Here is a 16,110-nt window from a genome sequence, read left to right as displayed (position 1 = left end):
ACACCTCAATTGGTAAATGCAGTGCCGACCGGGGTCGGCGCGGCGGTGGAACGGGTGATTCAGGACGCGGGTTGCAGCGGTCCGATATAGGTGCCCGGGTGGGTGGCGCCGTCCTGGCGCTGCACGCTCACGCCCGCTGGCCACGGCGCCTGCAGTTGGGTGGTGGTATCCGGCGGGGTGACGACGATCGTCGCCGGGACCCAGCCGTCCCGGCTTCCCGGCAGGTAGGTGAGCACGCTGCTCACCGCGGCGCCCGGTTCCACCGTCAGTGGTGCGGGATCCGCGGCCTGGCGGGGTAGCTGGTAGGTCGGCCCGAAGGTCGGATCCTCCGGGCCTACCAGGTCGATGCCCGGGAATCCTTGCACCGAACAGCTTTGCGTGGAGGTGTTGGTCATGACGACCTCCAGCCGACTCTGGCCGGGCGAGTCGGACGGCCGCTCGCGGGTGCTCAGGTTCAGCGTCTCCGCGGCACATGGCGCCGGCGCGGCCGAGCTGGTCGCCGTCGGGATCATCACCGCCGCCAGGGATGCCATTACGGCGCCGGCCGTTCCGGCGACCCGCCACTTGGTTGACGTCATGGTTCCTTTCGAAATGCGATATACCACCGGGCTATTTGAACAGATATTTCGTCCGAACGGGTGGGGTTGCGCTCGAGGGACTCGTCCACCACAGCGCTCGAATCTACTTGCACCGCCACAGTTTCAGGGCAGTTTCGATCCGTGACAGGGATGGAGGCTGCTGCATGCCCGGGCAAAGGGAACCAGTCGGGTAGGCGACGGCCTCCGGCGACAATGCATAGCTGCGTCGGCACCGGAATACACGTCGAGCCGCAGGTGCGGGATCGCCACTAGCCCGACGACAGAGATTGCCATTCTCGCAATCTGCCTCATTCCACGACCAACATGTGTTGTGCGATCGCTCAAAGCATGCGCACCGGATTTGCGCGTTGGCTACTCGTCAGGGCACGCCCGGATGGGTGATCCTGGGGCGGAGCTTGCATCCATCGGACGCCAAGCCTCCGCCCTGATCCAGGAGCACCATATGTCAAGTACCGGCCCCCTCATCGACGATGCGCCGCTCACGAAGTTCCACAAGAAGCTGACCCGCTCCTCGTCCGGCGGGCCGTTCATCGGCGGCTTTGCGCTTTCCATCATCGGCGTCGCGCTGATCACCCTCGAGCGCGCGATGGGTCTGAGTGCCAACCGGGATCGGCACGGTCGGCGTGGCGAGCCTGATCGGCATCGTCGTCGGCGGCATCCGCGGCCGGTGGCTGGTGGAGCGGATCGGCCGCCGCAAGCTGCTGATCGGATCGTTCTCGAGCAATCGTGGTCGCGCTCGCCCTGCCTGCGTTCATCCCCAACGTCTCGGCGGAGATCTTCTTCGCGGCGCTCGCTTCGCGGTCAGTTCCGACGTGTCGAGCTTGCCGAGGTGTGGACGTTGAAGCCGCCTAGCCATTGGCCTCGTCAACCGGTGCCGCGGGCCGGGGTCCGATTCGTGCCCTGTGAGAGTCAACGGTGATTGCCATGGAGCGGCATGCGGCCGTCGATTTCGATGTCGAAGGACTACCGATCCTGCACTACCGCGCAGAGGAGTGCGTGGCGAAGGAGTTCGCCGCCGATATGCGACGGCAGGTCCTGGCGTCCGCCATCACAGTCGACGACCTCCTGACGGCGGATATGAGACCGCTTCTGTGCCAACAACTTTACCTGCCGGACCACACTCCCCAACCCGATGCCAGTACCTGCGAGGACGAATGAAAGCAACGGCCGCCGCTGGAACTCGTCGCCGAGCTGACGATCGTCGCGGCCACGTCGCGACCGAAGGTGTAGCCCATCAGCGCGGCACGCAGACCTCTTTTCAGGCCATGACGACTATTCGAGACAGAAGGGTGCACACGGTGGGAGATACCGGAAGCATTGAATCCAGGGCGCACATCGCGTTGGACCTGGTGAGGTGAAGCGCGATGGGGAACGAACTGCGGCCCGGCTACCTCGATCCCGCGCTGTTGACCCATGTGAACACCAATATCGGTGATTGCTACGCCGATCCCGGCCACCTGACATCGGCGGAGGCGATGAACGGCCTCACCCTGCATCTGCGTTGCTCGTCGGGATGCGTGGTCTTGGCGAGGATCAGGCAGGTACTGGGCATCGGCGACCTCGACCTGTCGCGACTTGTCCTGCCGACACGAATGGGGTTCGACGAACTCATACGGGTTGTCGAGCGCCATGCCGACGTCACGGCCGATGCGGATCGCCACCACATTGACCAGACAGCCCGGTTCGGTCCGGCACGAAAACTGATGCGGGGCAACTCGCCTCAGCACTGAGATAGGGGCAGCTTCGGCGCGAGCGGTGCCCTGGTGATCGGCGCGATCGTCACCGCGGTCGGGCTCCTCGTCTCGATCTTCATGGCGTCGGAAACCCGTGGGGCCTCGCTCAGCGAGACCGCCACCAGTCAGATCCCGCGGTCGCGCCGCTGCCGGTCCCTGCCACGGTTCGCACCGCCTGAATCGCACCCACCCTCGACCCGCCAGCATCCGCTGCCAGCCCTGATACCGGAGTGAGAAGAACAATGAACCAGTCCAAGAATCGCCTGATCGGCGCCGTCCCCGCCACCGAGGTTCCCCGCTATGCGGGGAAGAGCACCTTCGCCCGCATCGCCGACATCCACGAGGTGCACGACTACGACATCGCCATCCTCGGAGTGCCGTTCGACGGGGGCACCTCGTACCGGCCCGGCGCCCGGTTCGGCCCGCTCGCCGTCCGACAGGCCGCCCGGGCACTGCGCCCTGGCTACCACGTCGAACTCGGTCTCGCGCCGCTCGAAGAGGTCCAGGTCGTCGACGCCGGCGACATCACGGTCACCCCGTACGACATCGCCGCGGCCTGCAAACAGATCGAAGACCATGCCAGCGAGATCCTCCGTGGTGGGGACCGCAAGATCGTCTCGATCGGTGGCGACCACACCATTGCCCTGCCGAATCTTCGTGCGCTGCACGCCAAGCACGGCCCGGTCGCCCTGCTGCACTTCGACGCCCACCTCGACACGTGGGACACCTACTTCAACCAGCCGGTAACCCACGGGACGATCTTCCGCCGGGCGTTCGAGGAAGGGCTGCTCGTCGAGGATCACTCCATTCACGTCGGTATCCGCGGCCCGATCTACGACCAGGCGGACCTGAACGACGACGCGCGGATGGGATTCCGGATCATCCGGGCCGGCGACCTGGACGTCATCGGCATTGAGGCAGCCGTCGACGTCGTGCGCCGGCGCATCGGTGACGTCCCGGTGTACGTCTCCATCGACATCGACGTGCTCGACCCGGCGTTCGCACCGGGCACCGGCACACCCGAGGCCGGCGGGCTCACCTCGCGCGAACTACTGCGGATGCTGCGCCAGTTGACCGGTCTGAACATCATCGGCGCCGATGTCGTCGAGGTCGCCCCCGCCTACGACCACGCCGAAATAACCTGCGTTGCAGCCGCGACGCTGGTGTTCGACCTGGTCTCGCTGATGGTGTCCGGTTCGGCCGCGAAGGCCCTCTCCGCCGCCGCCGAGTCACTCGAGGAGTCCGCGCGCTCGAGATAGCCGAAGACCACCCGGGGACGTGGTGATCCGTCCCCGGGCCAGGACGAAGCCCTCCGGGGGCGGCGAAAGAACCTTCGCCGCACCCGGAGGGCTCGATTACTACCGGGACCCCAACTGGTCGGCGATCTCCTGCCATGTCGCGCCGGTCGCCGCAATGCGGTCGGCCTGTTCCGCGCGATGCCGGGCGTCAAGTCGGTTGGTCACGTAAACATCTTGTCAACGCACCGTGCCGAGGGTCGCGGGCTCGTCGCCTTCATTGCCCCGCCACTTTCAGCAGGATCTTGCCGCCACGGAGGAGATGTTGCACCGCGTCCTGGATATGCTCGAGGGGGTACACGCCCGCCACGGGGACAACGAGGGCGCCGTCGGCCACCAGCGGTGCCGCCTCACGAATGACAGGCACCACCTTGTCGCGGTAGTCGAAGTCGCCGATAAAGAATCCGCGGACGGTGAGGTGCTTGCCGACCAGTGTCGAGGTGTCGACCCACATGGGTTCGTTCCGGGCCCAGGAATAGCTGACCAAACATCCACCGTCGGACAGCAATTCGAGCAGCCGCGCCACCCCCGGACCACCGACGGCTTCCACTGCCAGCGCCACTCGCGCGTCGCCGATCACTGCTCGAACATCGCCGACCGCATCGGGGTCGTCGACGTGGACCACGTCGGCCCCGGCCTTTGTGAGCTCGGCGAACGTTGCGTCGTCACGGGCCAGGTTGATCGTCTTCAGTCCACGAAGTTTGGCTAGCCCGATCAATGACCGCCCCACACCGGAGTTCGCGGCGTTCTGAACCACCCAGTCACCGGGCTGCAGGGGGGTGCATTCACTGAGCATCAACCCTGCCGTCGGGGGGTTGCTGCCCAGCATCGAGTACTGCTCGATGTTGCCGCCGGCGGGGAGTGCGAACAGGCCGTCGGCGGGCACGACGAGCCGCTCGCGCCACGCACCGGCATACAGGGGTATCACGACCAGATCGCCGACTTGAAGTCCATCGACCTCGGCGCCAGCGGCAAGCACGCGGGCGACCCCCTCTGCGCCTGGTATGTGGGGCAGGGGAGGTCGCGCCAGCATGCCGGTGACAACCAGTAGGTCGTGTTTGTTCAACGGCGAGACCTCAACGCTCAACAGAACCTCATGCGGACCCGGTGGCGGCGGCTCCTCGATTTCGACGACGCGGAGCACCTGCGCGGGGTCGCCGAACTGTTCAATCTGGATGGCGCGCATATTAATTCCTCTCCATCGAAGGTGGGGCCGCTGCGTGAGCGGCTGCCTACCGAGCTAGGAGGAAGCAACACCCGGTGGGCGCGTCAAACCAGCCGCGTCCACCTTCCCTCCGAAAGTATATCCACCACCCACCGACAAGGAGGAGTGGATCTCACTGGCACTGTCCCTGGTCAACCTGGTGCTCGTGCTCAGCCTCTACCGGCGAGCAGCGGCGCAAAAGGCCAGCTAGAAGGCGATCGGCGCCAGTGCGGAGCTTCCCTCCCCGCGCTGGCGCCGTGACCCCACTCTATCCCATACGATCGAAAGTGTGTTCGAAGAATGGCCGGTTGAGTTCACCCCGGAGCCCAGGAGGATCGTCGATCCGCCCCTCCCGGTGGCCGTCGACGTCGCAGCCGCGATCGGACAGCCTGGGGACAGGCCGGCCAACGAGCTCCCTCTCCGCGTTCGGGCCGAGGGCCTGTCGCTCGATGTGCGCGGGCGACACGTGCGCGAGCACCTCATCATCGATGCGCCGCCCCTCGCGGCGCATCTGTTCCACCGCCAGCCCGTAATATTCTGCTGTCCAGGCGAATACGTCCTCCGCTGATCGGGGCGAGCGGAACCTCAGTCCCGCTCCCCGAGAGCAACGGAAATGCTCTTCTGCAGGGACGTCCGACTGCCCCGACGCAGCAGCCGATCGGACGACGACTCCCCCAGTTCGGCGCGGATACGAGCGCTGGTCTCGTCATGTCCTTCGCGCATACCGCCGTAGCCGAGCATCGACGTCTCCCCCGACGCCCAACTGGCGGCCGCGGCCCCCTGCATCCGCGCGGCCAGTTCGGCGTCGCCGCGCTGGACCGCAATCCAGGACATCACCTCGAACACCCAGGCGTACAGGATCCGATCACCGAATCCCCTTGCGAGCCGCAGACACTCGCGTTGACGGTCGATGGCACCCGAGAGGTCCCCCGCAAGGAAGGCATCGTATCCACGCACGAAGGTGAGGTACGCGAGGGTCCACTTGTCGCCGGCCGCCGTGCACAGCGCCTCCGCCTCACGCCAGAGCTGGGCACCGTGGGTGTCGCCGCCCGGCGGCAGACCGGTGAGCAGCCCGGCAATGGCGACCGCGAGCCCCTCGGCGTCGCCGGAGTCGCGTTGGCGCTGCACCGCCTCCTGGTAGTGCACCCGGGCTTGCTCGAGTTCGCCACCACAGACCGCGGCGAATCCCAGCGCTGCCGCGGCGTAACCCTGGTCGCTGTGATCGCCGCGGGCGATCGCGAGCTCGCGCGCCCGAGTGGCCCGATCGAGCGCCGTCGTCCGGTCACCCTGCAGCATCACCACAACCGACGAACTCCACTGTGCCCGTGATCGATTCGCCTCGTCCATCGAGGTGGACTCGAGCGCCGCCGACAACCAGCGCCGCGCCTCCGACAGGCTGCAGCTGGCCAGCCAATAGAAGTGCAGCGACGTCACGATCTCGATACCAGCCAGGGACAGCTGCCCGTCGCTGCGGCTGTACGAAAGGGCCGCGCGGAAGTTCTCCCGCTCGTCGTGGACCGCGTCGTACACCGCCTGCTGACCGGGGCCGAACCACCCCCGCCGGAACTCCGCGGCCAGGCGCCGATACCGGGCGACGAATCGTTGCACGCACGCCGGCCGCAGATCGGTCTCGGCCAGGCGCTCGCGCCCGAAGTCGCGCAGCGTCACCAGCATCCAGTAGCGACGGGCACCACTGACGGTGCCGGACAACAACATCGACTTGTCCACCAGCGACGCCAGAATCAACCGGACATCCCGTTCCAGGTATCCGGGGCCCGCGCAGACCTCTGCCGCAGCCGCAGCGGTGAAACGTCCGGTGAATATCGATATCATGGCCCACACGTCGCGTTCCTGGGCGGTGAGCAGGTCGTAGCTCCATTCCACCAGCGCCTGCAGCGAGCCGTGCCGCGGAACAGGCCGGCCGGTGGCCGCGAACATCCGGAACCGGTCGGCGAGCATCGCCAGCATCTCCTCCAGTCCGTACGCGCGCAGCCGGGCGGCCGCCAACTCGATGGCCAGCGGTATCCCGTCGAGTTGCTCGCACAACCGGGCCACCGCGACCCGGTTGTCGTCGGTCAGCGCGAAATCCGGTTCGGCCGCCCGCGCGCGCTCCGCGAACAGGGCGATCGCCTCGGATTCGGCCCCCTCCTCTTCATCGGCGGCCGGATCGGGCAGCGAGAGCGGCATGACCGGATAGACATGTTCACCATTGACGCCCAGAACCCGTTGACTGGTCACCAGCACGCGCAATCCGCCGATCGACTGCAGCAACTCCTCGACCAGCGGGCCACACGACTCGACCAGGTGCTCGCAGCTGTCCAGCACGATCAGGGCGTCGCGATCGCCCCACGCGTCCGAGAGTCGGTCGACCAGGGCCCGGATCGGGTTGCGCCCGCCGGTCGGTTCGTCGCCGAGCCGCAGGTCGTCGGCGATCTTGTCGATGAGCAGTTCCGGTTCGAGCACGGTTCCCAACTCGACGAGCCAGGTGTTCGCATGCAACGGTGACGCCGCCGCCGCCTCCAACGCGAGCCGAGTCTTCCCCACCCCGCCCGGGCCGGTGAGCGTGACCAGACGCGCCGTCGTCAACAGTGCGCCGACATCGGCAAGTGCGGCCCGCCGTCCGACAAAGCTGGTCAACTGCAGCGGCAAGCGCGGAGGTCGCGCGGTCCAGCCGGACGGGGAGCGCTCCCGCGCGGCCCTCGGCGCGGACGTGTCCCGCGATCCCGTCGTGCCGGGCAGGGCCATCTCGTCGATCGGCAGGCCGCTGCGCAGCTCGACCTCGCGCACCAGGTTTCCGAACTCCGCCGCGGTGTGCGGGCGATCGACCGGGTCGCGCGCCATCGCGGTTTCGATCAGCTCGCACGTGATCCCGGGCACTCCCTGCTGGCGCAGATCGGGGAGGTGATTCGCGACGATCCGCAGGAACTGTGCGACAGCCTGCTCCCCCTTGCGTCGTTCGAAGGCGGCATGACCGGAGACGAGGCAGAACAGTGTGGCACCGAGCGCGTAGACGTCGGACTCGACGCTCGGCGGCCCACCCTCGAGCACCTCGGGGGGGGTAAACGCCAGAGTGCCGGTCACGGTACGGGCGGTGGTCTCGAAACCACCGGTGGTGCGGGCGATGCCGAAGTCGGTGAGCTGCGGCTCGCCGTAGTCGGTCAGCAGGACGTTCGCCGGCTTCACGTCCCGGTGCAGAATCCCCGCACCGTGGGCCGTCTCGAGGGCGCCGGCCAGCTTTACGCCGACATGCAGGGCCTCCGACCAGGTCAGCGGCCCCTGTCGCTGGATTCTCGCCTCCAGCGAGCCTGCGCCGCAGAACGGCATCACGATAAAGGGCCGGCCGCCGGCCGTGACCCCCACCTCGTAGACCGCGACGATATTCGGGTGCCCGGAGAGCGTGCCCATCGCGTATTCCTCGCGCAGGAAGCGTTCTCGATTCTCGCGGTCGAGGGAGGCCGAGAGCACCTTGACCGCGACCGTTCGGCCGAGGGCACCCTGCCGGCACCGAAGCACGACGCCGAAGCCGCCGCGCCCGACCTCATGCGAATCCTCGAATCCGGCCGCGCTCAGTTCAGCGGCAACTGCCTCGATCGGATCGAATCCGGCGAGGTCCGCCTGGGTCGCCGGTGGATCCGCATCAGCCACGGCACGCTCTCTCCTCGAACACCTGTGTCACTGCCTGCTGAGTGTTGTCCAGACTACCCGCGGGCTGCGTCCCGGACAGGCGCTCGGCGCGTCTGCGTCAATCCTGTTTTGCCGCATCGAGGTCGGCCCGGAACTCGGCCTCGCGTGCCAGATGAGCGGGCCGGCGCCGCAGCAGCGCCCACGCGATGCCGAGGGCGCCCGCGATCAGCATTCGACGACGTTGACCGAGACGTTGACGGCGAGCCCACCCATCGACGTCTCCTTGTACTTCGAGCTCATGTCCAGCCCGGTCGCGCGCATCGTCTCGATCACCTGGTCGAGGCTGACATGATGAGTTCCGTCCCCGCGCAACGCCATTCGGGCGGCATTTATGGCCTTGCCCGCCGAGATCGCGTTCCGTTCGATGCACGGGATCTGGACGAGCCCGCCGATGGGGTCGCACGTCAGGCCCAGGCTGTGCTCCATGGCGATCTCCGCGGCATTCTCTACCTGCGCCGGCGTGCCACCGAGGATCTCCGCGAGCCCCGCCGCCGCCATCGAGGCGGCGGACCCAACCTCACCCTGGCACCCGACCTCGGCGCCCGAAATCGAGGCGCGCTCCTTGTAGAGGGACCCGACCGCACCCGCCGTCAGCAGGAAACGGATAGCCGTGCCGTCCGGATCGGACTTGCCCATGGGCGTGTAGTGGGTGGCGTAGTGCAACACCGCAGGAATGATCCCGGCCGCACCGTTTGTGGGGGCGGTGACGATCCGCCCCCCGGAGGCGTTCTCCTCGTTGACCGCCAGGGCCACCAGATTGACCCAGTCCTCGGCAAAGGCGGGGTCCCGGTTGGGATCCTCGCGACGTAGACGTTCGTACCAGTCGCGGGCCCGACGCCGGACGCGCAGTCCACCCGGCAGGTAACCCACCCGCGAAATACCCAGCTCGAAGCACTCCACCAGCACATCCCTGATGTGCAGCAACCGGGTGCGCACCTCGGACTCGGGCCGGGCCGCACATTCGTGCTCGAGCATCACGTCGCCGATCGAGATCCCGTGGCGCTCGGTGATCTCCAGCAACTCCTTCGCGGAACCGAACGAGAGCGCCGACGGGTTCGCCTGCGCCGGCGCCTCCGTCTCGAACTCGGTGACCACGAAGCCGCCGCCGATGGAGTAGTAGGTTTCCCGCAGCACTTCCTGCCCGCCGTCGTCGGCCGCGGCGACGGTCATCGCGTTCGGATGAAATTCCCGAACGGTCAACGGATGCAGCACGATCTCGTCTTCGGCGAGATCGATCTCCCGGACGCCGCCCAGCATGATCCGACGGGTCTCCCGCAACGTCGCGAGGCGACGGTCCTTCTCCCGTGTCTCGATGGTCTCCGGCCGGTACCCCTCCAGCCCGAGCAGGATCGCGGAGAAGGTGCCGTGGCCGGCGCCGGTGGCCGCGAGCGATCCGTAGAGGTCGACGCGGACACGGGCGACGGCATCGAGCACACCGAGGGAAGCGAGGGCCTCGGCGAACCTCCCGCCCGCCCGCATCGGGCCGACGGTGTGTGAACTGGACGGACCGATGCCGACCGTGAAGAGGTCGAACACGCTGATGGTCATGAGTCGAGGTCCTTCCGGATCATCACAGCGGGTGCCGCAGCGCAGCGAGGAGCGGATGTAAGGGCCGCGACGGACAGCGCAGCCATGCGCTACAGCTCCGGGTAGAGGGGGTACTTGTCGGCGAGTGTGCGCACGTCGGTCGCCAGCGCCGAGACGTCCGCCTCCGGCGCCGCGATCAACGCCTGGGCGATGAGGTCGGCGACCTTCTCGAAGTCCCCGGCGTCGAAACCCCTGGCAGCCAGGGCCGGCGTGCCGATTCGCAGCCCCGAGGTCACCATCGGCGGACGCGGATCGAACGGTACCGCGTTGCGATTGACCGTGATTCCGATCGCGTCGAGGCGATCCTCCGCCTGCTGGCCGTCGATCTGTGCGTCCCGCAGGTCGACCAGAACCAGGTGCACGTCGGTCCCGCCGGTCAGCACGGAGATGCCAGCGCCCTTCACGTCCGGTCGACTCAACCGCTCCGCTAGGAGCTCGGCGCCGTCGAGGCAACGCTGCTGCCGCTCGGCGAACTCGGGCTGGGCCGCCATCTTGAACGCGGTTGCCTTGCCTGCGATGACGTGCTCGAGCGGCCCACCCTGCTGGCCGGGGAACACCGCCGAGTTGATCTTCTTCGCGATGTCGGCCTCGTTGGTGAGGATGATGCCGCCGCGCGGTCCGCCGAGCGTCTTGTGGGTCGTCGAGGTGACCACGTGCGCGTGCGGGACCGGTGACGGGTGCAGCCCGGCCGCGACGAGCCCGGCGAAGTGGGCCATGTCCACCATCAGGTAGGCGCCGACCTCGTCCGCGATCTCGCGGAAGCGGGCGAAGTCCAGATGCCGGGGGTAGGCCGACCAGCCGGCGATGATCAGCTGCGGCTTGTGCTCGCGTGCCGCCCGGGCCACCTCGTCCATGTCGATGAGGTAGTCGCTCTCCGAGACCCCGTACGCCGCAACGTTGTACAGCTTCCCGGAGAAGTTCAGCCGCATGCCGTGCGTGAGGTGTCCACCGTCGGCGAGGGACAGGCCGAGGATGGTGTCGCCCGGCTTTATCAGCGCGTGCATCACCGACGCGTTCGCCGTGGCTCCGGAGTGCGGCTGCACGTTGGCGAACTTCGCGCCGAAGAGCGCCTTGATTCGCTCGATGGCGAGCTGCTCGATCCCGTCGACGTGCTCGCACCCGCCGTAGTACCGGCGCCCCGGGTAGCCCTCGGCATACTTGTTGGTCAGCACCGAACCCTGCGCCTGCATGACGGCGATCGGAGCGTGGTTCTCGGAGGCGATCATCTCGAGTCCGGTGCGCTGACGCTCGAGTTCCCTACCGATCAGGGCGGCGACTTCAGGATCGAAATCCACGAGGGTCTGGTCCAGGACGCTCATGCCACGACTCCGTTCTTCTCCGCGTACTGGGCGGCGGTCAGCAGGTCACCGGCGGCGGAGGGCTGCACGGCGAACAGCCAACCCTCCCCGTAGGGGTCGGAGGTGACCAGACTCGGGTCGTCGACAACGGCGCTGTTGACCAGGGTCACACGGCCGCTGACCGGCGGGTACAGCTCGGAGACGGTCTTGGTGGACTCGACCTCACCGCAGCTCTCGCCGGCGACTATCGTGGCGCCGACCTCGGGCAGGTCCACGAAGACAAGTTCGCCGAGCGAGTTGACGGCGATCGAGGTGATGCCGACTCGGACGGGATAGTCGGGGAGCTCGGCTCCAGGTTCGATGGCCACCCACTCGTGGTCGTCGGTGTAGCTGCGGTCGTCGGGCAGATCGGATGAGGACATGCTTGTACCTTCTCGAGGGTTCTTGTTGGTGACTGGGTAGGTCAATGGTGTTCGGGCGCTGCGTGTTCGAGCGCGAAGTGTTCGAGCGCTCCGGCTTCAGGAGCGGCGATAGAAGGGCGAGGGAGTGACTATGAAGGGTTCCTTCTTGCCGCGGACGTCGACGGTCAGTTCCGTCCCGGACTCCTGTAGAGCCGCATCCACGAAGGCGAGCGCGACCGGGTAGCCGAGCGTCGGCGAGAGCGCACCAGAGGTGACTACACCGACTGCCGTCTCGCCCGCCGCGTCGTACACGGTGTAGTCGGCGCGGGCCGCTCGTCGGCTGGTGCCCTTCAGTCCCACCAGCACCCGCTCGATGGGCCGCTCCGAGAGTTCCTGCAGCGCATCGCGTCCCACGAATTCCTTGCCCAACCGGACCACCTTGCCGAGTCCGGCCTCGTAGGGGTTGGTGTCCAGGGTCAGCTCGTGACCATAAAGCGCCATGCCCGCCTCGAGTCGCAGGGTGTCGCGGCAGGCGAGACCGGCCGGGGCACCGCCACGGTCCGCGGTCGCGTCGAGCACTGCCCGCCACAGCTGCACCGCCTGCTCGTTGGGCACGTACAGCTCGAAGCCGTCCTCGCCGGTGTACCCGGTGCGGGCGAGCAGCACGTCGATGCCGGCGACCGACGCGGGGGTGACCGCGTAGTACTTCAGCTCCGTTACGACTGCGACCTGCTCGTCCGGCACCAGTGCCTGCACGATGTCCTGGGCGGCCGGACCCTGCACGGCGATCAGCGCGGTCTGCGCCGACTGGTCGTCGACCTCGGCATCGAATCCCTCGGCGCGCGAGACGAGTTCACGTGCCACGGTCGGTGCGTTGGACGCGTTGGCCACGACCAGGAAGTGCTCGTGGGCGAGCCGGTAGACGACCAGGTCGTCGATCACGCCGCCGTCGGCGTTGCACAGCAGCGAGTACTTCGCCCGCCCGATGCCGATCTTGGAGAGTTCGCCGACAAGCGCGTAGTCGAGCAGCGCACCGGCGGCGGAGCCGGTGATCGCGATCTCGCCCATGTGCGAAAGGTCGAAGAGCCCGGCAGTGCTGCGCACGGCCCGATGCTCGCTGAGCTCGCTGCCGTACTTGAGTGGCATCTGCCAGCCGGCGAAGTCGGTGAAGCTTGCTTCGAGGTCGGCGTGCTCTTCGAGCAGCGGAGATACGGGGGATGTCGAGACGGACGAAACGGTGCTCGAGCCGGTGGCTGTGTCGGATGCTCGCTCGCTACGCTTGCTCATGCGAAAGCCTCCTCGCGGATGTCGGCCTTCGCCGAGGTGCCGGTGTCGTTGTGGTTGGTCGGGGTTTCAAAGGCCTCGGGCGCCGGGCAGGAGCAGACGAGGTTGCGGTCCCCGTGTACCCCGTCGATCCGACGTACCGGTGGCCAGTACTTCGCGGCGCGCAGGGAGGCGACGGGGAAGGCGGCCGTGTGGCGGGGGTAGGGCAGCGTCCACTCATCGGCAGTGACCTGCTCCGCAGTGTGCGGCGCCTGACGCAGTGGGCTGCGCTCCAGCGGCCACACCCCGTCGCTGACCAGGTCGATCTCCTGCCGGATCGCGATCATCGCCTCGATGAACCGGTCCAGCTCGGCCAGATCCTCCGACTCCGTCGGTTCGACCATCAGGGTGCCGGTCACCGGGAAGGACAGGGTCGGCGCGTGGAATCCGTAGTCGATCAGTCGCTTTGCCACGTCCTCGGCGGTGACACCCGTCTCCTTGGTGATGGCGCGCAGGTCGAGGATGCACTCGTGCGCCACCAGACCCGACGGTCCGGTGTAGAGCACCGGGAAATGCGCGTCGAGCGACTTCGCGACGTAGTTGGCCGCCAGCACCGCGGTCTTGGTGGCGCTGGTCAGGCCGTCCGGGCCCATCAGCGCGAGGTATGCCCAGGTGATCGGCAGGATACCGGCCGAGCCGTAGTTCGCGGCCGAGACCGGCGCTCCTCCGTCGCCCCCGCCGAGTGGGTCCCCGGGCAGGAACGGGGCGAGATGCTCGCGCACCGCGACCGGTCCGACGCCGGGTCCGCCGCCGCCGTGCGGGATGCAGAAGGTCTTGTGCAGGTTCAGATGTGAGACGTCGCCACCGAATTTGCCCGGCTGGGCCAGGCCGACCAGCGCGTTGAGGTTCGCGCCGTCGATGTACACCTGACCGCCGGCCTGGTGCACCAGGTCGCATACCGTGCGCACGTCGTTCTCGTATACGCCGTGAGTGGACGGGTAGGTGAGCATGATCGCGGCGACCTTGCCCTCGTGGACCACAATCTTGGTGCGCAGATCGTCGATGTCGATGTTGCCGTTGGCCGCGGTGGCCACCACGACCACCTGCATCCCGGCCAGGACCGCCGAGGCAGCGTTCGTTCCGTGTGCGGATTGCGGGATGAGACAGATGTTGCGGCCGCTCTCGCCGCGGGACTCGTGGTATCTGTGGATCGCCAATAGTCCGGCCAGCTCGCCCTGAGATCCGGCGTTGGGCTGCAACGAGACTCGATCGTATCCGGTGATCTCCCCGAGCCACCGCTCGAGGTCGTCGATCAGCTCCAGGTACCCGCCGGTCTGCTCGGAGGGCGCGTAGGGGTGGATGCCGGCGAATCCGGGCCAGCTGATGGGCTCCATCTCCACCGCGGAGTTCAGCTTCATCGTGCACGACCCCAGCGGGATCATGGTGCGGTCCAGGGCGAGATCCTTGTCCGAGAGCTTTCGAAGGAACCGCAGCATCGCGGTTTCCGAACGGTGCTCGTGGAATACGGGGTGCTGCAAGAACTTCGAGGTGCGTTCGAGCTCGGTCGGCAGCCCGGCGACCGTGGTCGGCGTTGCCGTCACCATCGCGCCGAAGGCGGCCACGACGCGACGTACCACGTCGTCGGTGGTGCACTCGTTGCAGGAGATGCCGACGTGGTCGTCGTCCGCCAGGCGCAAGTTGATGCCGTAGCGATCGGCGTTGGCGACGAACTCCCTTGCCTGACCCGGCACCCGGACCTGCACGGTGTCGAAGAAGCGGTCGTGCACGATCTGGTGGCCGGCCGCCCGCAGGCTCTCGGCAATCGTCACGGCATGGCGGTGGACGCGGGTTGCGATGATGCGCAGACCCTCCGGACCGTGGTAGGCCGCGTACATGGCGGCCACGTTGGCGAGCAGTGCCTGCGCGGTGCAGATGTTGCTGGTCGCCTTGTCGCGGCGGATGTGCTGTTCGCGGGTCTGCAGCGCGAGCCGGTAGGCGGGCTGTCCGTCGACGTCGACGGAGACCCCGACCAGGCGGCCCGGGAGCATTCGCTCGAGCCCGGTGCGCACGGCCATGTAGCCGGCGTGTGGGCCGCCGAAGAACAGTGGCACGCCGAAGCGCTGCGCGGATCCGACCGCGATGTCGGCGCCCTGTTCTCCGGGCGGCGTCAAGATCGTCAACGAGAGCAGGTCAGCGGCCACCGTGGTCAGTGCGCCGCGCTCGCCCGCGGCCGCGATCAGCGGTGACAGGTCGCGCACGGCGCCGCTCGCGCCCGGCGCCTGGAACACCACACCGAATGCGTCGCCGTCCGGCAATTCACTGGAGAGATCCGCGACCAGCACCTCGATGCCGACCGACTTGGCACGCCCCTGGACGACCGCGAGGGTCTGCGGCAGGCAGTCCGCGTCGACGATCACCCGGTTCGCGGCGGACTTGGACTTGTTCGCCCGCCGCATGAGCAGCACGGCCTCCATCACGGCGGTGGCCTCGTCCAGCAGGGAGGCCCCGGCCACGGGGAGCGCGGTGAGATCCTCGATCAATGTCTGGAAGGTCAGCAACGCCTCGAGCCGCCCCTGGGAGATCTCCGGCTGATAGGGCGTGTAGGCGGTGTACCAGGCCGGCGATTCGAGCAGGTTTCGCCGCAAAACCGCAGGTGTGACGGTGTCGTGGTAGCCGAGACCGATCATCTGGACACGGGTCTGATTGCGGTCGGCGAGGGCACGCAGATCGGCGAGGACCTGCGGCTCGCTCCGGGCCGCCGGCAGGTCCATGGCCTTCTCGCTGCGGATCTGGTCCGGCACCACGCCGTCGATGAGCTCATCGAGCGTTTCGTAGCCGAGTGCATCGAGCATGTGCTGTGCTGCGGAGGCGTCGGGACCGATATGACGCGAGGGAAAGTCGCTGGTAGAGGGCCCACCATTGGGGGCAATGCGGGTTTCAACTGGCACGAGGTGACTCCGGTTTCGCTCTGTCCGGACCGCACCGGACATCGACTAGGGGGCACCTCCCCGCTCTGTCCTGAAACCTGAGAGTTTGGGCATTGCCG

At 67.6% G+C, this 16,110-nt stretch carries 13 protein-coding genes; 4 read left to right on the top strand and 9 right to left on the bottom strand.

The window, feature by feature from the left end; all coding sequences use genetic code 11:
• Window positions 1-59: 59 nt before the first annotated feature.
• Both ABZW16_RS05915 and ABZW16_RS05910 read right to left on the bottom strand, forming a co-directional pair.
• Window positions 60-578, bottom strand: a complete 519-nt coding sequence (locus ABZW16_RS05915; RefSeq protein WP_354952645.1) for a DUF4232 domain-containing protein — start codon at window positions 576-578, stop codon at window positions 60-62.
• Between the two features lie 466 nt (window positions 579-1,044).
• Window positions 1,045-1,323, bottom strand: coding sequence for a hypothetical protein (locus ABZW16_RS05910; RefSeq protein ID WP_354952643.1), 279 nt, complete (start codon window positions 1,321-1,323; stop codon window positions 1,045-1,047).
• Between the two features lie 200 nt (window positions 1,324-1,523).
• Here ABZW16_RS05910 and ABZW16_RS05905 point away from each other — a divergent pair, with 200 nt between their 5' ends.
• From ABZW16_RS05905 to speB, 3 genes are all read left to right on the top strand, one after another.
• Window positions 1,524-1,757, top strand: a complete 234-nt coding sequence (locus tag ABZW16_RS05905) for a hypothetical protein (protein WP_354952641.1) — start codon at window positions 1,524-1,526, stop codon at window positions 1,755-1,757.
• Window positions 1,758-1,963: 206 nt separating this feature from the next.
• The gene (locus ABZW16_RS05900) at window positions 1,964-2,329 is read left to right on the top strand and encodes a hypothetical protein (protein ID WP_354952640.1); all 366 of its coding nucleotides are present in this window, start codon (window positions 1,964-1,966) and stop codon (window positions 2,327-2,329) included.
• Window positions 2,330-2,574: 245 nt separating this feature from the next.
• On the top strand, window positions 2,575-3,591 hold the full coding sequence (speB, locus tag ABZW16_RS05895; protein ID WP_354952638.1) for an agmatinase: 1,017 nt from the start codon (window positions 2,575-2,577) through the stop codon (window positions 3,589-3,591).
• A 253-nt stretch (window positions 3,592-3,844) separates the two neighbouring features.
• On the opposite strand, the gene ABZW16_RS05890 is transcribed toward speB, so the two are convergent.
• On the bottom strand, window positions 3,845-4,813 hold the full coding sequence (locus ABZW16_RS05890; RefSeq protein WP_354952636.1) for a zinc-dependent alcohol dehydrogenase family protein: 969 nt from the start codon (window positions 4,811-4,813) through the stop codon (window positions 3,845-3,847).
• A gap of 307 nt (window positions 4,814-5,120) precedes the next feature.
• Here ABZW16_RS05890 and ABZW16_RS05885 point away from each other — a divergent pair, with 307 nt between their 5' ends.
• The gene (locus ABZW16_RS05885; protein WP_354952634.1) at window positions 5,121-5,399 is read left to right on the top strand and encodes a hypothetical protein; all 279 of its coding nucleotides are present in this window, start codon (window positions 5,121-5,123) and stop codon (window positions 5,397-5,399) included.
• 17 nt (window positions 5,400-5,416) lie between these two features.
• On the opposite strand, the gene ABZW16_RS05880 is transcribed toward ABZW16_RS05885, so the two are convergent.
• The 6 genes from ABZW16_RS05880 to gcvP form a co-directional block, all read right to left on the bottom strand.
• Window positions 5,417-8,476 carry a protein kinase gene (locus ABZW16_RS05880; protein ID WP_354952632.1) on the bottom strand — a complete coding sequence of 1,020 codons (3,060 nt, stop codon included), beginning with the start codon at window positions 8,474-8,476 and terminating at the stop codon, window positions 5,417-5,419.
• A 204-nt stretch (window positions 8,477-8,680) separates the two neighbouring features.
• Complete coding sequence (locus ABZW16_RS05875; protein ID WP_354952630.1) at window positions 8,681-10,063, bottom strand: L-serine ammonia-lyase; 1,383 nt, start codon at window positions 10,061-10,063, stop codon at window positions 8,681-8,683.
• 89 nt (window positions 10,064-10,152) lie between these two features.
• The gene (gene glyA, locus ABZW16_RS05870) at window positions 10,153-11,421 is read right to left on the bottom strand and encodes a serine hydroxymethyltransferase (RefSeq protein WP_354952628.1); all 1,269 of its coding nucleotides are present in this window, start codon (window positions 11,419-11,421) and stop codon (window positions 10,153-10,155) included.
• Window positions 11,418-11,822 (bottom strand): glycine cleavage system protein GcvH, encoded by a 405-nt coding sequence (gcvH, locus tag ABZW16_RS05865; protein ID WP_354952626.1) that lies wholly within the window; start codon window positions 11,820-11,822, stop codon window positions 11,418-11,420. The genes glyA and gcvH overlap by 4 nt, the downstream gene beginning before the upstream one ends.
• A gap of 96 nt (window positions 11,823-11,918) precedes the next feature.
• Window positions 11,919-13,088 carry a glycine cleavage system aminomethyltransferase GcvT gene (gene gcvT, locus ABZW16_RS05860; protein ID WP_354952625.1) on the bottom strand — a complete coding sequence of 390 codons (1,170 nt, stop codon included), beginning with the start codon at window positions 13,086-13,088 and terminating at the stop codon, window positions 11,919-11,921.
• Window positions 13,085-16,054: an aminomethyl-transferring glycine dehydrogenase gene (gene gcvP, locus ABZW16_RS05855; protein WP_354952623.1), complete on the bottom strand. Its 2,970-nt coding sequence runs from the start codon at window positions 16,052-16,054 to the stop codon at window positions 13,085-13,087. Before gcvP ends, gcvT begins: the two co-directional genes overlap by 4 nt.
• Window positions 16,055-16,110 lie beyond the last annotated feature (56 nt).

Source organism: Nocardia sp. NPDC004604 (assembly GCF_040609795.1).
Taxonomy (GTDB): Bacteria; Actinomycetota; Actinomycetes; order Mycobacteriales; family Mycobacteriaceae; genus Nocardia.
This window is presented reverse-complemented; position numbering and strand designations above follow the sequence as displayed.

Excerpts from the sequence above, each read along its gene's own strand:
- ABZW16_RS05915 (WP_354952645.1), bottom strand. The coding sequence starts at position 578 with ATGACGTCAACCAAGTGGCGGGTCGCCGGAACGGCCGGCGCCGTAATG.
- ABZW16_RS05905 (WP_354952641.1), top strand. The coding sequence starts at position 1,524 with ATGGAGCGGCATGCGGCCGTCGATTTCGATGTCGAAGGACTACCGATC.
- ABZW16_RS05900 (WP_354952640.1), top strand. The coding sequence starts at position 1,964 with ATGGGGAACGAACTGCGGCCCGGCTACCTCGATCCCGCGCTGTTGACC.
- speB (WP_354952638.1), top strand. The coding sequence starts at position 2,575 with ATGAACCAGTCCAAGAATCGCCTGATCGGCGCCGTCCCCGCCACCGAG.
- ABZW16_RS05890 (WP_354952636.1), bottom strand. The coding sequence starts at position 4,813 with ATGCGCGCCATCCAGATTGAACAGTTCGGCGACCCCGCGCAGGTGCTC.
- ABZW16_RS05875 (WP_354952630.1), bottom strand. The coding sequence starts at position 10,063 with ATGACCATCAGCGTGTTCGACCTCTTCACGGTCGGCATCGGTCCGTCC.
- glyA (WP_354952628.1), bottom strand. The coding sequence starts at position 11,421 with ATGAGCGTCCTGGACCAGACCCTCGTGGATTTCGATCCTGAAGTCGCC.
- gcvH (WP_354952626.1), bottom strand. The coding sequence starts at position 11,822 with ATGTCCTCATCCGATCTGCCCGACGACCGCAGCTACACCGACGACCAC.
- gcvT (WP_354952625.1), bottom strand. The coding sequence starts at position 13,088 with ATGAGCAAGCGTAGCGAGCGAGCATCCGACACAGCCACCGGCTCGAGC.
- gcvP (WP_354952623.1), bottom strand. The coding sequence starts at position 16,054 with ATGTCCGGTGCGGTCCGGACAGAGCGAAACCGGAGTCACCTCGTGCCA.